The organism is Sphingomonas arenae (assembly GCF_016924655.1).
Lineage (GTDB): Bacteria > Pseudomonadota > Alphaproteobacteria > Sphingomonadales > Sphingomonadaceae > Sphingomicrobium > Sphingomicrobium arenae.
This window is the reverse complement of record NZ_JAFFJU010000002.1, coordinates 131,651-145,861: the sequence shown is the minus strand read 5'-3', so window position 1 is coordinate 145,861 and position 14,211 is coordinate 131,651. Positions and strand designations below refer to the sequence as shown.

16 protein-coding genes and 1 pseudogene are annotated in these 14,211 nt (G+C 64.8%); 7 read left to right on the top strand and 10 right to left on the bottom strand.

Going from position 1 to position 14,211, the window contains the following annotated elements:
* Together thpR and JT720_RS06855 are read right to left on the bottom strand one after the other, a co-directional pair.
* A complete protein-coding gene (gene thpR / locus JT720_RS06860) occupies positions 1-531 on the bottom strand; it encodes an RNA 2',3'-cyclic phosphodiesterase (protein ID WP_205480380.1) in 531 nt (176 codons plus the stop codon).
* Between the two features lie 5 nt (positions 532-536).
* Positions 537-1,955, bottom strand: a complete 1,419-nt coding sequence (locus JT720_RS06855; RefSeq protein ID WP_205480379.1) for a hypothetical protein — start codon at positions 1,953-1,955, stop codon at positions 537-539.
* Positions 1,956-2,042: 87 nt separating this feature from the next.
* On the opposite strand from JT720_RS06855, the pseudogene JT720_RS14235 reads away from it, so the two are divergent.
* Positions 2,043-2,699, top strand: a pseudogene (locus JT720_RS14235) (glycosyltransferase family 2 protein); the annotation flags it as partial.
* Positions 2,700-3,155: 456 nt separating this feature from the next.
* Here JT720_RS14235 and JT720_RS14230 read toward each other — a convergent pair.
* Positions 3,156-3,584, bottom strand: a complete 429-nt coding sequence (locus JT720_RS14230) for a GtrA family protein (protein WP_205480378.1) — start codon at positions 3,582-3,584, stop codon at positions 3,156-3,158.
* Positions 3,577-3,942: a response regulator gene (locus JT720_RS06840; protein WP_205480376.1), complete on the bottom strand. Its 366-nt coding sequence runs from the start codon at positions 3,940-3,942 to the stop codon at positions 3,577-3,579. The genes JT720_RS14230 and JT720_RS06840 overlap by 8 nt, the downstream gene beginning before the upstream one ends.
* Before the next feature lie 196 nt (positions 3,943-4,138).
* On the opposite strand from JT720_RS06840, the gene JT720_RS06835 reads away from it, so the two are divergent.
* Both JT720_RS06835 and JT720_RS06830 read left to right on the top strand, forming a co-directional pair.
* A complete protein-coding gene (locus JT720_RS06835; protein ID WP_205480375.1) occupies positions 4,139-4,867 on the top strand; it encodes a Bax inhibitor-1/YccA family protein in 729 nt (242 codons plus the stop codon).
* 111 nt (positions 4,868-4,978) lie between these two features.
* Positions 4,979-5,158 (top strand): hypothetical protein, encoded by a 180-nt coding sequence (locus JT720_RS06830; protein ID WP_192587148.1) that lies wholly within the window; start codon positions 4,979-4,981, stop codon positions 5,156-5,158.
* A 13-nt stretch (positions 5,159-5,171) separates the two neighbouring features.
* On the opposite strand, the gene JT720_RS06825 is transcribed toward JT720_RS06830, so the two are convergent.
* A complete protein-coding gene (locus tag JT720_RS06825) occupies positions 5,172-5,579 on the bottom strand; it encodes a D-Ala-D-Ala carboxypeptidase family metallohydrolase (RefSeq protein WP_205480374.1) in 408 nt (135 codons plus the stop codon).
* Positions 5,580-5,888: 309 nt separating this feature from the next.
* On the opposite strand from JT720_RS06825, the gene JT720_RS06820 reads away from it, so the two are divergent.
* Positions 5,889-6,374: a VTT domain-containing protein gene (locus JT720_RS06820; RefSeq protein WP_205480373.1), complete on the top strand. Its 486-nt coding sequence runs from the start codon at positions 5,889-5,891 to the stop codon at positions 6,372-6,374.
* 27 nt (positions 6,375-6,401) lie between these two features.
* Here the strand turns inward: JT720_RS06820 and JT720_RS06815 are convergent, their stop codons facing one another.
* The 5 genes from JT720_RS06815 to JT720_RS06795 all read right to left on the bottom strand — a co-directional run bounded on the left by JT720_RS06815 (position 6,402) and on the right by JT720_RS06795 (position 12,115).
* A complete protein-coding gene (locus JT720_RS06815) occupies positions 6,402-7,031 on the bottom strand; it encodes a glutathione S-transferase family protein (protein ID WP_205480372.1) in 630 nt (209 codons plus the stop codon).
* Between the two features lie 34 nt (positions 7,032-7,065).
* Positions 7,066-7,578, bottom strand: a complete 513-nt coding sequence (locus tag JT720_RS06810; RefSeq protein ID WP_237219848.1) for a CinA family protein — start codon at positions 7,576-7,578, stop codon at positions 7,066-7,068.
* The gene (locus JT720_RS06805; RefSeq protein WP_336511962.1) at positions 7,575-9,299 is read right to left on the bottom strand and encodes a M28 family metallopeptidase; all 1,725 of its coding nucleotides are present in this window, start codon (positions 9,297-9,299) and stop codon (positions 7,575-7,577) included. Before JT720_RS06805 ends, JT720_RS06810 begins: the two co-directional genes overlap by 4 nt.
* A 167-nt stretch (positions 9,300-9,466) precedes the next feature.
* Positions 9,467-11,815, bottom strand: a complete 2,349-nt coding sequence (gene clpA, locus JT720_RS06800) for an ATP-dependent Clp protease ATP-binding subunit ClpA (protein ID WP_205480371.1) — start codon at positions 11,813-11,815, stop codon at positions 9,467-9,469.
* A 105-nt stretch (positions 11,816-11,920) separates the two neighbouring features.
* Positions 11,921-12,115 carry a DUF1192 domain-containing protein gene (locus JT720_RS06795; RefSeq protein ID WP_205480370.1) on the bottom strand — a complete coding sequence of 65 codons (195 nt, stop codon included), beginning with the start codon at positions 12,113-12,115 and terminating at the stop codon, positions 11,921-11,923.
* A gap of 47 nt (positions 12,116-12,162) precedes the next feature.
* Here JT720_RS06795 and JT720_RS06790 point away from each other — a divergent pair, with 47 nt between their 5' ends.
* The 3 genes from JT720_RS06790 (at position 12,163) to JT720_RS06780 (ending at position 14,210) form a co-directional block, all read left to right on the top strand.
* Positions 12,163-13,161, top strand: coding sequence for an NAD(P)H-quinone oxidoreductase (locus JT720_RS06790; RefSeq protein ID WP_205480369.1), 999 nt, complete (start codon positions 12,163-12,165; stop codon positions 13,159-13,161).
* A 78-nt stretch (positions 13,162-13,239) separates the two neighbouring features.
* A complete protein-coding gene (locus JT720_RS06785; RefSeq protein ID WP_205480367.1) occupies positions 13,240-13,932 on the top strand; it encodes a DUF1013 domain-containing protein in 693 nt (230 codons plus the stop codon).
* A gap of 32 nt (positions 13,933-13,964) precedes the next feature.
* Complete coding sequence (locus tag JT720_RS06780; protein ID WP_205480365.1) at positions 13,965-14,210, top strand: exodeoxyribonuclease VII small subunit; 246 nt, start codon at positions 13,965-13,967, stop codon at positions 14,208-14,210.
* Position 14,211 lies beyond the last annotated feature (1 nt).

Here is a 14,211-nt window from a genome sequence, read left to right as displayed (position 1 = left end):
TCAGCTGGCCCGGTATGAGGCGATGGCTTCGTAATGGGCCCCGTGCCGCAGCAAGTGGCTTTCGAACAGGATGAAGCTGTCGACGAGCCACGGCAGGGATGACACGGCGCCGTGCCGTTCCATGAAGCGGTGGAGGTCAGGCTCCGGGCCGTTCCAGCGCGCCAGCGTGACATGGGGGTGGTAGGCGCGGTGCTCCGGTTCGAGACCGCACCCGACGCAGGCTCGGTCCACCTTCGCAGCGAGCTGCGCGAGCGCCTCTCGTGGCGCGACGCCAGCCCACAGGGCGCCGCCCCGGCGCTTAGCGAAGCGACCCACCCCTGAGACGCGCAGCTCGAACGGCTCGAACCGGATGGACCCCAGCGCAGCGGCGAGGTCTTCGGCAAGTGGCCGTTCGACGTTGCCGATGAAGCGCAGGGTCACATGAAGCTGCTCATCGTCCTGCCAGCGGAGGGGCTCTGACTCCTCCATCAGGTCCATGAGCTGATCCCGGACGACCTCCGGCGGACGAATGGCGGCGAACAGGCGATGCATCGAATTCAGACAGCGTGCTGGCCGGCCCTGGCGTCGTTCCGGCGGGTGACGAACACACCGGCCGCGAGCACGGGCAAGACCCAGATCAGCCGCATCTGATACCGACCCTTGGGACCGGACAGGGCTCCACACAGTGCGGCATTGAGGAGCACGGCGAACAGGATGAAGAGGCAGGCGCCGCGAAGGTTCCCGAGGCTTGAATCGGTGCGGCTCCGACGGAGAAACAGCAGGATGGCGACGAGCGATACAATCGTGACCAGCACAGTCGCGATCTCGGTCGGTCGAAGTGCCAGCGTTCCCTTGTACGCCTCGGTCTGGCGCATGGGCTCGAGCAGCCGTTCGGGCACTGCCGACGCATAGCGTTGCCGCATCCCGTCGCCATAGTTGAAGCCCAGGAGATCGAAGCTGAACAGCTGTTGTAGCACGTCGCGGCTCAAGGCCGTAACGACGGACCAGGGCCGGTCCTGCGCGACGGCCAGGACGAAACGAGTCTGCTGCGCTGCGGCGGCTCGCTGATCGGCATAGCTGAGACCGCGGAAGAGGGAATGTTGTGGGTCGGGGCTCCACAACAGCGTGTCGCTGTGCGCAGGACGCGTGGTGTCGAGACGGCAATAGATGAAGGGCTGGCTGGCGCAGTGCTCACGCAGGAAGTCGAGACCCGGTCCGTCGGCGATCAGACGCATGGCCACGAACGGAGGACGGACGGGTGCGGCGCCGGTGAGCCGCTTCACGGTCAGGTCGAACGCGAGTTGGCCGGCGAACCCGATGGCAACGCAGCCGGCAACGGCTAGGAGGGCCGGTGATGTCGGACCACGGCGCAGGATGAGGCGCACCGCCACGATCGTCAGCAGCAGCAGCAACGTGAAGGTCAGGTTTACGCTGTGCGACAGAACGGCGAAAGCGAGCACCGCGAGGAAGAAGGCCCGGGCCCGGCGTGAAAGCTGCTGTCGCAGGAACAGCAGGTTCATCATCGCCAGCAGGCCCAGCGCGCCAAAAAGGTCCGGCATCAGGTAGCTGACGAAGAAGCCGAGCGGGGTCGCGACCGCCAGCCCGACCCCGATGAGCAAGGATGGCGGCGCCCTGGCCGTCGTTCCGGATGCGCGATGGAGGGCGGAGAGCGTCAGCGTGATCGCGACTGCTGCAACGACCGCCTGCGCAAGGATCGCGAGCCAGAGGGAGCCGGCGAGGTCGGCGAGGTAGAGCAGGGCGCCATAGTAAACCGAACGACCCTTCAGAGTGACCGCAGGCTCGCCTGACGACACGGATGCGCCCGAAGAAGGATTTGGCGAGACTGTAGCCAAGGGGGCCGGTGGGCGCTCCTCGCGCATGAGCCACTGCGACTTCGCGGTCCAGTCCGTCGTCACGTTGAACAGCTTGGCGTAGCCGGCATCCGCTGCCCGCAGGTAGCTCGGGGTGTCCGGCATCCAGATCGGACCGCCGTTGAGGATCGCCGGCCACAAGCTGACCAGAGCGGTGACCAAAACGGCAAGCCACTGTCTGTCCAGAAGTTTGTGGGAGGTTCGATCGCCCATCGGGCCAACGCTGGCGGGTGGAACGACCGATGTCACACCCGAGAGCTAACAGAGGTGGCAAGGGTGGACAACACGGGTTACGCTCCGAAACGACAGGGTCAGGCAAGTCAGCGCGCAGATCGGGCTAGTGATCGTCGAGATAGGGGAAGCTCAGTGAAACTGATCGTGCAGATCCCGTGCTTCAACGAGGAAGAAACACTTCCCGGGACCATCCGGGACATTCCTCGGCAGATCGACGGAATCGACGTCATCGAGATCCTCGTGCTCGATGACGGATCGCGCGACCGGACGGCGGACGTGGCGAGGAGCCTCGGCGTCGAGCACGTCCTACGCAACAAGCGCAACCTCGGCCTTGCCCGAACCTTCCGCAAGGGCATCGACTACTGCCTCGCGGCCGGTGCGGACATCATCGTCAACACCGACGCGGACAACCAGTATAGTGGGGCGGACATCGCCAAGCTGGTCCAGCCGATTGTCGAAGGCCGCGTGGACGTGGTCGTCGGGGATCGGCAGACGCACCTCATCCCGCATTTCTCTCCGGTCAAGAAAATGCTCCAGCGGTTCGGCAGCTGGATCGTTCGCTCCTTTTCGGACGTGAACGTGCCGGACGCCGTGAGCGGCTTCCGGGCCATCTCCCGCGAGGCGGCGCTGAAGCTCAACATCGTTTCGCCGTTCAGCTATACGATCGAGATGCTGATCCAGGTCGGCAAGAAGGGCATGGCCTTCACCAGCGTTCCGATCCGAACAAATCCGAAGACGCGCGATTCCCGCCTGTTCAAGAGCACGTTCCGCTTTGTCGAGCGCTCGATCACCACGCTGGTGCGAATGTACTCCATGTATCAGCCGTTGCGAGTGTTCACCGCCATGGGGCTGCTCATCGCGTTGATCGGGGTGATCCCGATGGTTCGGTTCCTGTTCGATTTCTTTTTCGAGGACGGAGAGGGCAAGATCCAGTCGCTGGTGATCGGGTCATCGCTGCTGGTGATCGGGATCCTGACCTTCTTCCTGGGGCTGCTCGCGGACCTGTCGAATCATAATCGTGCGCTGATCGAGATGACGCTGGAGAAGGTCCGGCGTTTGGAAGCGGCTCAGCTATCGCGCGGCGCGGCCGAACACCCAGCGGTACCAAGCGTATTTGGCGATGGTGGAGACCAGAAGAACGGCCACGAGGGCGGGGAAGTAGGGCAGGCGGGCAAGCTGATAGAGAGCGGTAAAGGCGAGATACTCCAGCCCGCGAAACGTAGCCGCGCTCGCAAGGTAGCTAGCAGCCTCGCCGCGGACTCGGCCCCTGCTGCGGAACACAAAGGTGCGTAGCATCAGGTAGTTGGCCGCCAGCATCAGCAGCTGGCTCATGCCAACGGACAGTTGCACGGACAGGCCGATGCCTTCGTGGAAGAGGACCGGCAGCCCGAGGCTGAGCAGGGCGCTGGCCGCACTCGAGGCGCCGAAGCGGAGAAGTTCGGCGATGCGCGATAGACGCGGTTGGGGCTCGGAATTGCCCCGCGACTGAGGTTCAGCCAAGCTTCTGGACCGCCTGGATCAGTTGTTCGCCGGAGAAGGGCTTTTCGACACGCGGGCAGTTGCGGAACGCTTCCGGGATCGCGACCACGTCGTAGCCCGTGGCGAAGAGGAACGGGACGCTGCGTCCGGCGAGCTCGCTTGCAATCCGGTAGGTCGGTCCTCCGCCCAGGTTGATGTCGATGACGGCCGCGTCAACAGCCTGGTCCTGCAGGCTCTCGCAGGCTTCATCGGCCGTGGATAATGGCCCAACAACTTCGGCGCCGGCGGCGACCAGCCACGAACAGGCGTCGGTCGCAAGGTAATAATCATCCTCGACCAGAAGGATACGCCTGCCTTCAAGCGGTCGCGCTGCGTCCATGAGCGTCTCTCCCCGGTCCGGCGCGGCCAGTGTGCAGCAGGGCGCAGTTCACGGCAAGGCCGGGCAGCTTCTACTCACACCATCTACTCTCTTGTAAGTAGGTCGTTTCGTGTCCGGTTTTACTTGAAACAAAACGGGCTCCCGACGATATAGTGTTCCGTGGCGGGCCCGTTGACCCGCCGACAAGGAGCTTGAAATGCAGAACTGGTCTGACCCGCGCACGACGACCGCTTCGCCGGCCGCCAGCGTTGGCGTGCCGCGTGCCGCCCGCGACGCGGGCCTGCGGTCCTACATGCTGTCCGTCTACAATTACATGGCTTCCGGTGTCCTGCTGACGGGCATCGTGGCGCTGCTGTTCGCCTCCAGCGGCTTTGCCGCTCAGGTGCTGTCCACGCCGCTGCGCTGGGTGATCATGTTCGCCCCGCTCGGCTTCGTCATGGCGATGAGCTTCGGCCTCAATCGCATGAAGACCAGCACGCTGCAGACGCTCTACTGGGCGTTCGCGGTGGTGATGGGCCTGTCGATGAGCTCGATCTTCCTGGTGTTCACCGGGACCAGCATCGCGCAAACCTTCTTTGCCGTTGCGGCTGCGTTCATGGGCCTGAGCCTGTGGGGCTACACGACCAAGAAGGACCTGTCGGGGTTCGGCACGTTCCTGATCATGGGCGTTGTCGGCCTGTTCGTCGCGATGCTGCTCAACCTGTTCATCCAGTCGACGGCGATGCAGCTGGCGATCAGCGCCATCGGCGTGCTGCTGTTCGCGGGCCTGACCGCCTACGACACGCAGAAGATCAAGAGCATGTACGCCTACGTGGCCGGAACGGACATGATGGGCAAGGTCGTGATCATGGGGGCGCTGAACCTCTACCTCGACTTCATCAACATGTTCACCTTCCTGCTGCAGTTCATGGGCAACCGCGAATAAGCGAAGGGACAGGGACAGGAGGGGGCTCGGCAGGCAACTGCCGGGCCCTTTTCCTTTGTGGTGAGGCGCGTCCGTCCGCTAAGTGAGCGGGCGCATCGAAAGGCAGGCGGAATGGCGGAGCGGTTCGAACGGCACAAGCAGCCCTGGACCTCGGAGGAGATCGCCAAGCTTCATACGCTGGCGGGCAAGGGGATGGCCCTGAAGGCGCTTTCCAAGGCGCTGACCCGAAGCGAGGAGTCGATCAAGGTCCGTGCGAAAGCCGATGGATTGAAGATCGCCAAGCTTCGCTGAAGGTGCGGGTTGCTTACTGGCCGCCGGGTGCGAGCATGTTTCCAGCTGCGGGGCCGGCAAGGGTCGCATCCGCGACCATGAGCGTGCCGTGCTGGTCGGCAAGGACCGGGCGCAGCGGCTTCGCCGGAGCAGCGGCCACGGCGGCAGGCGGCGCTGTCGGAGTGCTCGGCAACGCTGCGACCGGCAGCGGCCGCGCGAGCGAGGTTGCGAAAGCGAAGTGGCTATGATCGCCTTCGTCGAGGGACTCGATGAGGCGAAAGCCCGCGCGGCGCAGCGCCTCTTCCACCATGCGATGCGAGACGCCGGGGCGCCGCGCAACGTCGAGCGCCCGGCCATAAAGGTGGTGGCTGTTGGGAACGCCGCCGACGAACCGATTGTGGGCCGGAGTCCGATATGCACTCGTGATCACGCCGAACGCCATGGCGACCCTGGCAGGTGCGTAGAGGGCAAAAGGAAGGGCTGAGTGGGCGGGAGGCGACGCTTGCACGCGTTGCGGCGGCTTTGCCCAGACGGACGATCCCGCAAGAAGCAGCAATCCGAAGCAAGCCAACCGTCGGCCCATGAGTGTCGTCCGCAGTGGTCGCAAGTGCAAGGAAACCGCAGAAGAGGGCGATGTTCCTCTTGCGTCAACACATTGGGCCAGACCGAGTTATCGGCGTGCCGAATTGGAACACAGACGGATTGCGCCGGGCCGCAGGAACAAAGCGGGTGGGAATGGCGCTATCCGCGAGTGGAACAAGCGCTGTTGGATCTGTTTGCCTTGGGTGGCAGTCTGTCGAGTTTGCCGTTGAATTCGGCGATGATTGTCGCGCTGTGCACGTTCCTTCTGACCGCGGTACTGATCGGCTTCGGCGTGCCCGGGGTCATCGTGCCCCTGTCGATCACGTCCGGCGCGATCTTGGATGCCGAGGTCGCGGCCGCGGTCGTGGCGGCGGGTGGCGCGCTTGGCAGCCATTCGCTCTTTCTCCTCACGCGCCGTTCACTTCAGGACAGAGCCCGTGCTCGATTGGGGCCGCGATTGGGCAAGATCGAGCGGGCATTCGAACGGGGCGGCGCCTGGTACGTACTTGGGCTGAGGATCGCCGGAGCGCCGAGCCTCGTGCTCACGGGAGCGTGCGCCCTGCTGCCCATTCACCAGGGCAAGTTCGCCGCGGCAACCTTTGCTGGGTTTCTGCCTGCCGCCTGGCTGGCCGCGTCGGTCGGAGCAGCGTTCTAGGAGTGCCGCCCCGCACCATGCCCGTGCTTACTTGGCGGCCGCCTTAAGCTCCTCAGCCGCGCGTTCGTCGATCGCCTTTGCGCGCTTGTAAGCCTCTCGGGAGGTGAGTCTGCCGACATAGTCTTGGAACACAGGCCGCGGCTCCAGCAGGCCGAACATCATCATGAAGCCGAGCTGCGAGCCGACATAGAGATCGGCGGCCGTGAACCGGTCGCCGCAGATGTAGGTGCGGCCGTCCAGCATCTGCGCCATGGTGTCGATGGCCAGGTCGAAGTTGCCATAGCCGAACATGCGCTGACGTTCCGGAGTGGGCTCCCACCCGACGGCCTTGTTGCTGAACGCGGCCTCGATCGGCCCGGATGCGAAGAAGATGAACCGGTAGTAGTCGGCGCGATCATCCAGCGCCGGGGCAAGACCCGCAGCGGGAAAGGCATCGGCGAGGTAGCAGCAGATCGCCGCTCCCTCGGTCACCACCTTGCCGTGGTGGCGAATGGCAGGGATCTTCCCCATCGGATTCACCGCCAGATATTCCGGACTCTTGAGGGTCGTCGCATAGTCGAGGATGACGGTCTCGTACGGCTCCCCCACCTCTTCGAGCATCCAGCGAACGATCTGTCCGCGCGACTGCGGGTTGGTGTAAAAGGTGAGGTCCGTCATCGTTCCGTGTCCCCGGCAAGAACAAAAAGTGAACTTACTCGTCCTCGAGTGCGCTTTCAAGCATGTCCAGCAGGACCCCGACTGCCTTGATGCGGATCGGGCCGCGACCAATGGGACCGAAGTGTTCCTCACGCAGCATGGTCGCCTTGTCCCGCCGAGCACAGCCGAAGTGGCACAGGCCCTCTTCCGCGGCGTCTCCTCCCGGACCGGCAAAGCCGGTGACGGACAGGGCGATGTGGGCGCGGCTGTTCTGCAGCGCCCCCTCCGCCATGGCACGCGCCACGGCGCTGGTGACGGCCTGGTTGCGCTCGGTCATCTCGGGCGTGAGACCCAGCAGGTCCTGCTTGGCCTCCGCTTCATAGGTGACGAAGCCCCGGTCGAAGCCATGACCCGCACCTTCGATGTCGGTGAGGAGCGAGGCGAGCAGGCCGCCCGTGCAGCTCTCGGCCGTGGCGACCATGAGCTCACGCTCGCATAGCGCCTTCATCAGCCGTTCCGCCTTGTCGTCCAGCGCCTTGGGAAGGACCGGCTCGAGAGTTTCGCTCAACCGCGCTCTCCGACATCAGGCTGTTCGGCGGCGGGGACGGGCGTGTCGACGCGGGATTCAGGATCGACCAGGCCACCGCGCTGGCTTGCCGACTGGTCCCGCGTGGCGCGGAACTCGCTGTCGGGGCTCCAGTTCGGCCACGCGGTGGAATTGGCCAGGTCGCGGCCAACCATGTGCAGGAGCTGGGCGTCCTGGACCATTCCGGAGAAGTCCCAGCCGGGCTGATATTCGTCGTCCTGCTGGTGGTAGCGCTTTTCCGTATATTCCGCGGCGAGTGCGTTGCCCCGCTCCGTCCCTCCGTTCACCAGGTCGTTTCCGGCGCGGAAGCTGACCGCTGGGACGCCGCGCTTGGCGAACGGGAAATGGTCGGAACGGAAGAAGCCTCCTGCTTCCGGACGCGGGTCGGGGGTGAAGCTGCGCCCCTGGGTCTGGGCCGATGCGATCAGCCGGTCGAGCAGCTCCAGCCGCGCGGTGCCCGAGATGGAGAAGTTCCGCGCCGGCCCATTCACGCCCATGGAGTCGGTGTTGAGTACCGCGACCGTCTTCTCGAGCGGATAAAGTGGGTTGGACACGTAATATTCGGTGCCGAGCAAACCCTTCTCCTCGGCGGTGACCGCCAGGAACACGATCGAACGGTCGGTCCGGGGTTCCTTGGCAAAGGTACGGGCCTGCTCCAGGACGTGCGCGATGCCGGTCGCGTTGTCGACGGCGCCATTGTAGATGGTGTCGCCGTTCGCATCCGGCGCGCCAACGCCGATATGGTCGTAGTGGCCTGAGTAGATGATGGTCTCGTCCGGCCGCGTCTTGCCCGGGAGCAAGCCCACGACGTTGTAGCTGGTGATCGTCTCGGTCTTGGCGTTCGCCGTGGCGCCCAGGGTCGCCTTGAGGTCGACGGGACGGAAGTTCTTGCGGCGCGCCGCGGCCTTCATCTGATCGAAGTCGAGGCCGGCATCGGCGAAGATCTTCTTCGCGGTGTCGAGCGTGATCCAGCTTTCGAAGGGCGTGTGCGCGGCCGCCGGGTTCTGACGGACAATGTCGAACATGGTGTTCGCGTTGGAGTTTTTGACCGTGTTCCAGCCGTAGGACGCAGGCTCCGTCTCGTGCACGATCATGACGCCGGCGGCACCGCGGCGCGCGGCCTCCTCATATTTGTAGGTCCAGCGGCCGTAGTAGGTCATGGCCTTGCCGCCGAAGTCGCCCTCGCCACCTTCGAAGTCTGGATCGTTGATCAGGACGACCAGGATCTTGCCCTTGACGTCCTGGCCCTTGAAGTCGTCCCACTGACGCTCCGGAGCGCTGGTACCGTAGCCGGCGAAGACCAACGGCGCGCCCGTGATGCGGATCTGGTTGGAGCCGTTCATCGGCGCACGCACCGCGATGTCCGCGGTCTGCTGGAGGCGGTAGTTGGTCTTGCCGGTCTGCACGGTGAAGATCGGGTCACCAACGATGTCGGACTTGAGCAGCGGAACGCGCTGGGTCCACTGGCGCTTGCCGTTGACCAGCTCGCCACCCGGCTGAACGCCCGCGGCCTGCAGCTGCTTGACCATATAGTCGATGGTCATCTTCTCGCCGGGCGTGGCGGGTCCTCGACCCTGGTAGCGATCGTCGGAGATCTCCTTGACGGTCGCCTCCATTCGCGCGCCGCTAAATTGCGGTTGCTGGGCAGCAATGGGCGTTGCGAGGAGGGTGGTCGCGAGAAGGAGTGTGGAGAATCGAATCACGCTGGGCGCTCCATGGCTTACGTGGGGTCGTTGCGACTCCCATGCAGCGATGGACGGCGTGAGGGAAGGGGCCTCGTCATCGCGAGGCGCACGCGAGGAAGCAATCCACCGGTCGAGGTTTCGTCCGCTGGATTGCTTCGCTTCGCTCGCAGTTACAGCGTTGAGGTTTACTCCGCCGCTGGGTCGGCCTTAGGCTGTTCCGGCTGCTCCGTGATCGCGCCCTTGCCCCGCTTGCCCTTGGGCTTGACCGCCTTGGGAGCCGCCGGGGTGATCTCGAACACCGGATTGTTGTCCTTGATCCGAACTTTCACCTCACCGCCGTGGACCAGCTTGCCGAAAAGAAGCTCCTCGGCCAGCGGCTGCTTGATCTTCTCCTGAACGAGGCGGCCCATCGGGCGCGCACCGTAGAGCTTGTCGTAGCCACGGGCGGTGAGCCACTCGCGCGCCTCGTCGTCGAGGTCGATGTGCACCCCGCGGTCGGCGAGCTGGAGCTCGAGCTGCAGGATGAACTTGTCGACTACGCGAGCGACAACGGCCGGCGGCAGGTAGCCGAACGGCACAATCGCATCCAGGCGGTTGCGGAACTCCGGCGTGAACATCTTCTTGACCGCATCCTCCTGAGCGTCCTCGCGGCTCATGGCCCCGAAGCCGATGCTCTCACGCGCCATGTCGGACGCGCCGGCATTGGTGGTCATGATCAGGATGGTGTTGCGGAAGTCGACGGTCTTGCCGTGGTGGTCGGTCAGCTTGCCGTTGTCCATCACCTGCAGGAGGATGTTGAACAGGTCCGGATGCGCCTTCTCGATCTCGTCGAGCAGCAGCACGCAATGCGGATGCTGGTCGATGGCATCGGTCAGCAGGCCGCCCTGGTCGTAGCCGACATAGCCCGGAGGCGCGCCGATCAGCCGGCTGACCGAATGACGCTCCATATATTCGGACATGTCGAACCGCTGCAGCGGGATGCCCATGATCGAGGCGAGCTGACGGGCCACCTCTGTCTTGCCGACGCCGGTCGGCCCCGAGAAGAGGTAGTTGCCGATCGGCTTGTCGGGATCGCGCAGGCCCGCCCGGCTGAGCTTGATCGCCGAGGACAGCTTTTCGATCGCCAGGTCCTGGCCGAACACGACCCGCTTCAGGTCGGACTCGAGGTTGGCGAGCACCTGCTTGTCGTCGGAGCTGACCGACTTCGGCGGAATGCGGGCCATGGTCGCGACCACGGCCTCGATCTCCTTGGGCGTGATCACCTTCTTGCGCTTGTTGGGCGGCACCAGCATCTGCATCGCCCCGACCTCGTCGATCACGTCGATCGCCTTGTCCGGCAGCTTGCGGTCGTGGATGTAGCGCGCCGACAACTCCACGGCCGACTTGATCGCATCGGGCGTGTAGCGCACTGAGTGGTGCTGCTCGAACGAGGAGCGCAGGCCGGCGATGATCTTGATCGTATCTTCGACCGTCGGCTCGTTCACGTCGATCTTCTGGAAGCGCCGGAGCAGGGCCCGGTCCTTCTCGAAGTGGTTGCGGAACTCCTTGTAGGTCGTCGAGCCAATGCAGCGAATGGCACCGCTCGACAGGGCGGGCTTCAGCAGGTTGGAGGCATCCATCGCGCCGCCCGAGGTCGCACCGGCGCCGATCACCGTATGGATCTCGTCGATGAACAGGATGGCGTGAGGGAGCTTCTCGAGTTCCGAGACAACGCTCTTCAGCCGCTCCTCGAAATCGCCGCGGTAGCGGGTGCCGGCGAGCAGAGCGCCCATGTCCAGCGAGTAGATGATCGCGGGCTTGAGCACCTCGGGCACATCGCCCTCGATGATCTTGCGCGCGAGGCCTTCCGCGATGGCAGTCTTGCCGACGCCCGGATCGCCCACGTACAGCGGGTTGTTCTTGGACCGGCGGCAGAGAATCTGCACCGTGCGGTCGACCTCGGCCATGCGGCCGATCAGCGGGTCGACCTTGCCGAGCTTGGCCTTCTCGTTGAGGTCGACGGTGAACTGCTTGAGGGCGGATTCCTTCTTGTCGCCCTTGGCTTCCGCCTTCTGCTCCTCGGCACCCTGGGGCGCCTGCGGAGCTTCGCCCGTCTCGCCCTTGCCGACACCGTGCGAAATGTACGTGACCGCGTCGAGGCGGCTCATGTCCTGCTGCTGCAGGAAGTAGACCGCATAGCTCTCGCGCTCGGAGAAAAGAGCGACCAGCACGTTCGCGCCGGTCACTTCGTCGCGGCCCGAGGACTGGACGTGAAGGATCGCGCGCTGGACCACGCGCTGGAAGCCGCTGGTCGGGGTCGGGTCGGTACCGCTGTCGGCCACTAGGGCGCCCAGCTCGCCGTCCAGGTACTGCTTGACCGTGGCCTTAAGCTCGTCCCGGTTCACACCGCATGCCGTCATGACCTTGGACGCGTGCGCGTCGTCGATCAGCGCCATCAACAGATGTTCGAGGGTCGCATATTCGTGACGCCGCCGGCTCGCCTCGCCGAGGGCATTGTGTAGGGTCTGTTCAAGTTCGCGAGCAAAACTCGGCATTACTCACTCCTGCGCCGGAGGGCAGGAGGCCCCGCGGACTTATTCGATATGTCGTAAGGGGTTGGCCCCTCATCAAGGGTCCGCAGAAGCTTCCGCGGCGGAGCCCTATCGCTTGAACAACGCATCGGCTTGCGCCCGGTGCCGGGCCGCCGCTGTCATGTGGGTTTCGGTACGGACTATCTCGGCCTTGAGTGCTTCAATGCGGGCCTCAAGCTCATGATGGGACATGGGGTCGAGGTCCTGCTTCGCCAAGAGCGTCAGCGGGTCGTCCGGCTTGGATGGGGCGAAATCGTCATCCATGGTCGGCAGCGTTGACCGGGGCCCGGGCACTGTCAATAAGCCGCGCCATGCAGTTTGAAACAGCGTCGACCATGGTGGCAATCGAGGCACAGCAGCCCGGCGGTCCGGAGGTGCTCGTCGCGAGCGAGCGACCCGTTCCACAGCCCGGACAGGATGAGGTGCTGGTCCGGGTAGCCGCTGCAGGCGTGAACCGCCCCGACGTGCTGCAGCGACGCGGTTTCTACCCGCCTCCCCCCGGAGCGCCGGACGTCCTGGGTCTTGAGATTGCCGGCATGGTCGTCGGAGCAGGTCCGGGCGCGCAGCACTTGTTGGGCCAGGATGTGTGCGCTCTTGTGGCGGGCGGCGGCTATGCGGAATATTGCGTTGCGCCCGCCGGGACCTGCTTGCCGGTACCGGATGGGCTGTCGATGACGCAGGCGGCGGCGCTGCCCGAAACCCTGTTCACGGTGTGGACCAACCTGTTCGAGCGAGGCTTTGCGGCCGAGGGCGACTGGGTGCTGGTGCATGGTGGCACGAGCGGCATCGGGACAATGGCGATCATGCTGGGACGGCTGTTCGGGCTGAAGGTCGCCGTGACCTGTGGCTCGGACGAGAAATGCAGTCGTGCCAAGGAGATCGGTGCCGCGGCTGCGATCAATTACAAGGACCAGGATTTTGCCGAAGAGGTGAAGCGCCTGACCGGAGGGGGCGGAGTGGCCGTGGTGCTGGACATGGTCGGTGGCGACTATCTCCCGCGGAACATAGCCTCACTGGCGGAGGAGGGGCGGCATGTCTCCATCGCAACTCAGAGGGGCGCTACGGCCGAGGTCAACATCATGGACGTGATGCGGCGGCGGCTCACCTTGACCGGCTCGACGCTGCGGCCTCGGTCGGTGGCGTTCAAGAGCGCGGTGGCGGACGAAATCAAGCGGAACGTGTGGAGCTTCGTCGAGAGCGGGCAACTTCGTCCCGTGATGGACCGGACCTTCCCGCTGGCGGAAGCGGCCGCCGCTCACGCCCGGATGGAGGCGGGGGAGCATGTCGGCAAGATCGTGCTCTTGCCCTGAATCGCCCATGAGCGTAAGCGCGGTTCAACACCGGCCGCTCCGTGAAGGGGCGGCCCTTTTCATGTCTGGAGACTTGTCATGGCCCAGCCACTCATGCCCCACGCGACCGCTGCCTGGCTGGTCGACAACACGTCATTGAGCTTCGAGCAGATTGCGGATTTCTGCGGTTTGCACATCCTTGAAGTGCAGGCGATCGCTGACGACACGGCCGCGACCAAGTTGACGGGTCGCGACCCAATCCGCTCTGGCGAGTTGACCCACGAAGAGATCGAAAAAGGTCAGGCGGATGCCGACTATCGCCTCAAGATGCACAAGGAACCGGACCCTGTGCGCCGGACCAAGGGCCCGCGCTACACGCCGGTCTCCAAGCGCCAGGACAAGCCGGACGGCATCGCCTGGATCATCCGTAACCACCCGGAAGTCTCCGACGGCGCCATCGGCAAGCTGATCGGCACGACCCGCAATACCATCGCGGCGATCCGTGACCGTTCGCACTGGAACATCGCGAACATCCAGCCGAAGGACCCCGTGACGCTGGGCCTGTGCAGCCAGCGCGAACTCGATGCCATCGTTGCCAAGGCGCAGAAGGCCGCGGGCACGACCGGTCCGTCGGACGATCGCCTGGAGGGCGACCGTGCCGCCCTGATCGAGCAGCTCCGCTCCGAGCGCGAGCAGCATGCGCGCGATGTCGAAACCGCGCTGCACGAAGCCGAGCACGGCGTCCCCGGCGAGATCGTGCCGGGCATTCTCGACCCCTTCAAGCGCGCTTGATTCAGGAGAGGGCCTCGGCCACGGTCTGAACCATGGACGCTGGCGAAGAGACCAAGACGCTGAGCTTCGAGGCTGCGCTTGCCCGCCTCGAGGAGATCGTGCGCCTGCTGGAGCGTGGCGAGGCTCCGCTGGATCAGTCGATCGACCTCTACCAGGAAGGCGACCGGTTGCGGCGGCTGTGCGAGGAGCGGCTGAAGTCCGCACAAGCGCGGATCGACGCGATTGCGCTCGGCCCGGATGGAAGTCCGCGAGGGACGGTGCCGTTTGGCGACGGCTGAC

Coding starts and splice junctions, on each gene's coding strand:
- JT720_RS06795 (WP_205480370.1), bottom strand. CDS start 12,115: ATGGATGACGATTTCGCCCCATCCAAGCCGGACGACCCGCTGACGCTC.
- JT720_RS06840 (WP_205480376.1), bottom strand. CDS start 3,942: ATGGACGCAGCGCGACCGCTTGAAGGCAGGCGTATCCTTCTGGTCGAG.
- JT720_RS06780 (WP_205480365.1), top strand. CDS start 13,965: ATGGACGCTGGCGAAGAGACCAAGACGCTGAGCTTCGAGGCTGCGCTT.
- JT720_RS06815 (WP_205480372.1), bottom strand. CDS start 7,031: ATGACGGACCTCACCTTTTACACCAACCCGCAGTCGCGCGGACAGATC.
- JT720_RS06830 (WP_192587148.1), top strand. CDS start 4,979: ATGGCGGAGCGGTTCGAACGGCACAAGCAGCCCTGGACCTCGGAGGAG.
- JT720_RS06855 (WP_205480379.1), bottom strand. CDS start 1,955: ATGCCGGACACCCCGAGCTACCTGCGGGCAGCGGATGCCGGCTACGCC.
- JT720_RS06825 (WP_205480374.1), bottom strand. CDS start 5,579: ATGGCGTTCGGCGTGATCACGAGTGCATATCGGACTCCGGCCCACAAT.
- clpA (WP_205480371.1), bottom strand. CDS start 11,815: ATGCCGAGTTTTGCTCGCGAACTTGAACAGACCCTACACAATGCCCTC.
- thpR (WP_205480380.1), bottom strand. CDS start 531: ATGCATCGCCTGTTCGCCGCCATTCGTCCGCCGGAGGTCGTCCGGGAT.
- JT720_RS06785 (WP_205480367.1), top strand. CDS start 13,240: ATGGCCCAGCCACTCATGCCCCACGCGACCGCTGCCTGGCTGGTCGAC.
- JT720_RS06835 (WP_205480375.1), top strand. CDS start 4,139: ATGCAGAACTGGTCTGACCCGCGCACGACGACCGCTTCGCCGGCCGCC.
- JT720_RS06790 (WP_205480369.1), top strand. CDS start 12,163: ATGCAGTTTGAAACAGCGTCGACCATGGTGGCAATCGAGGCACAGCAG.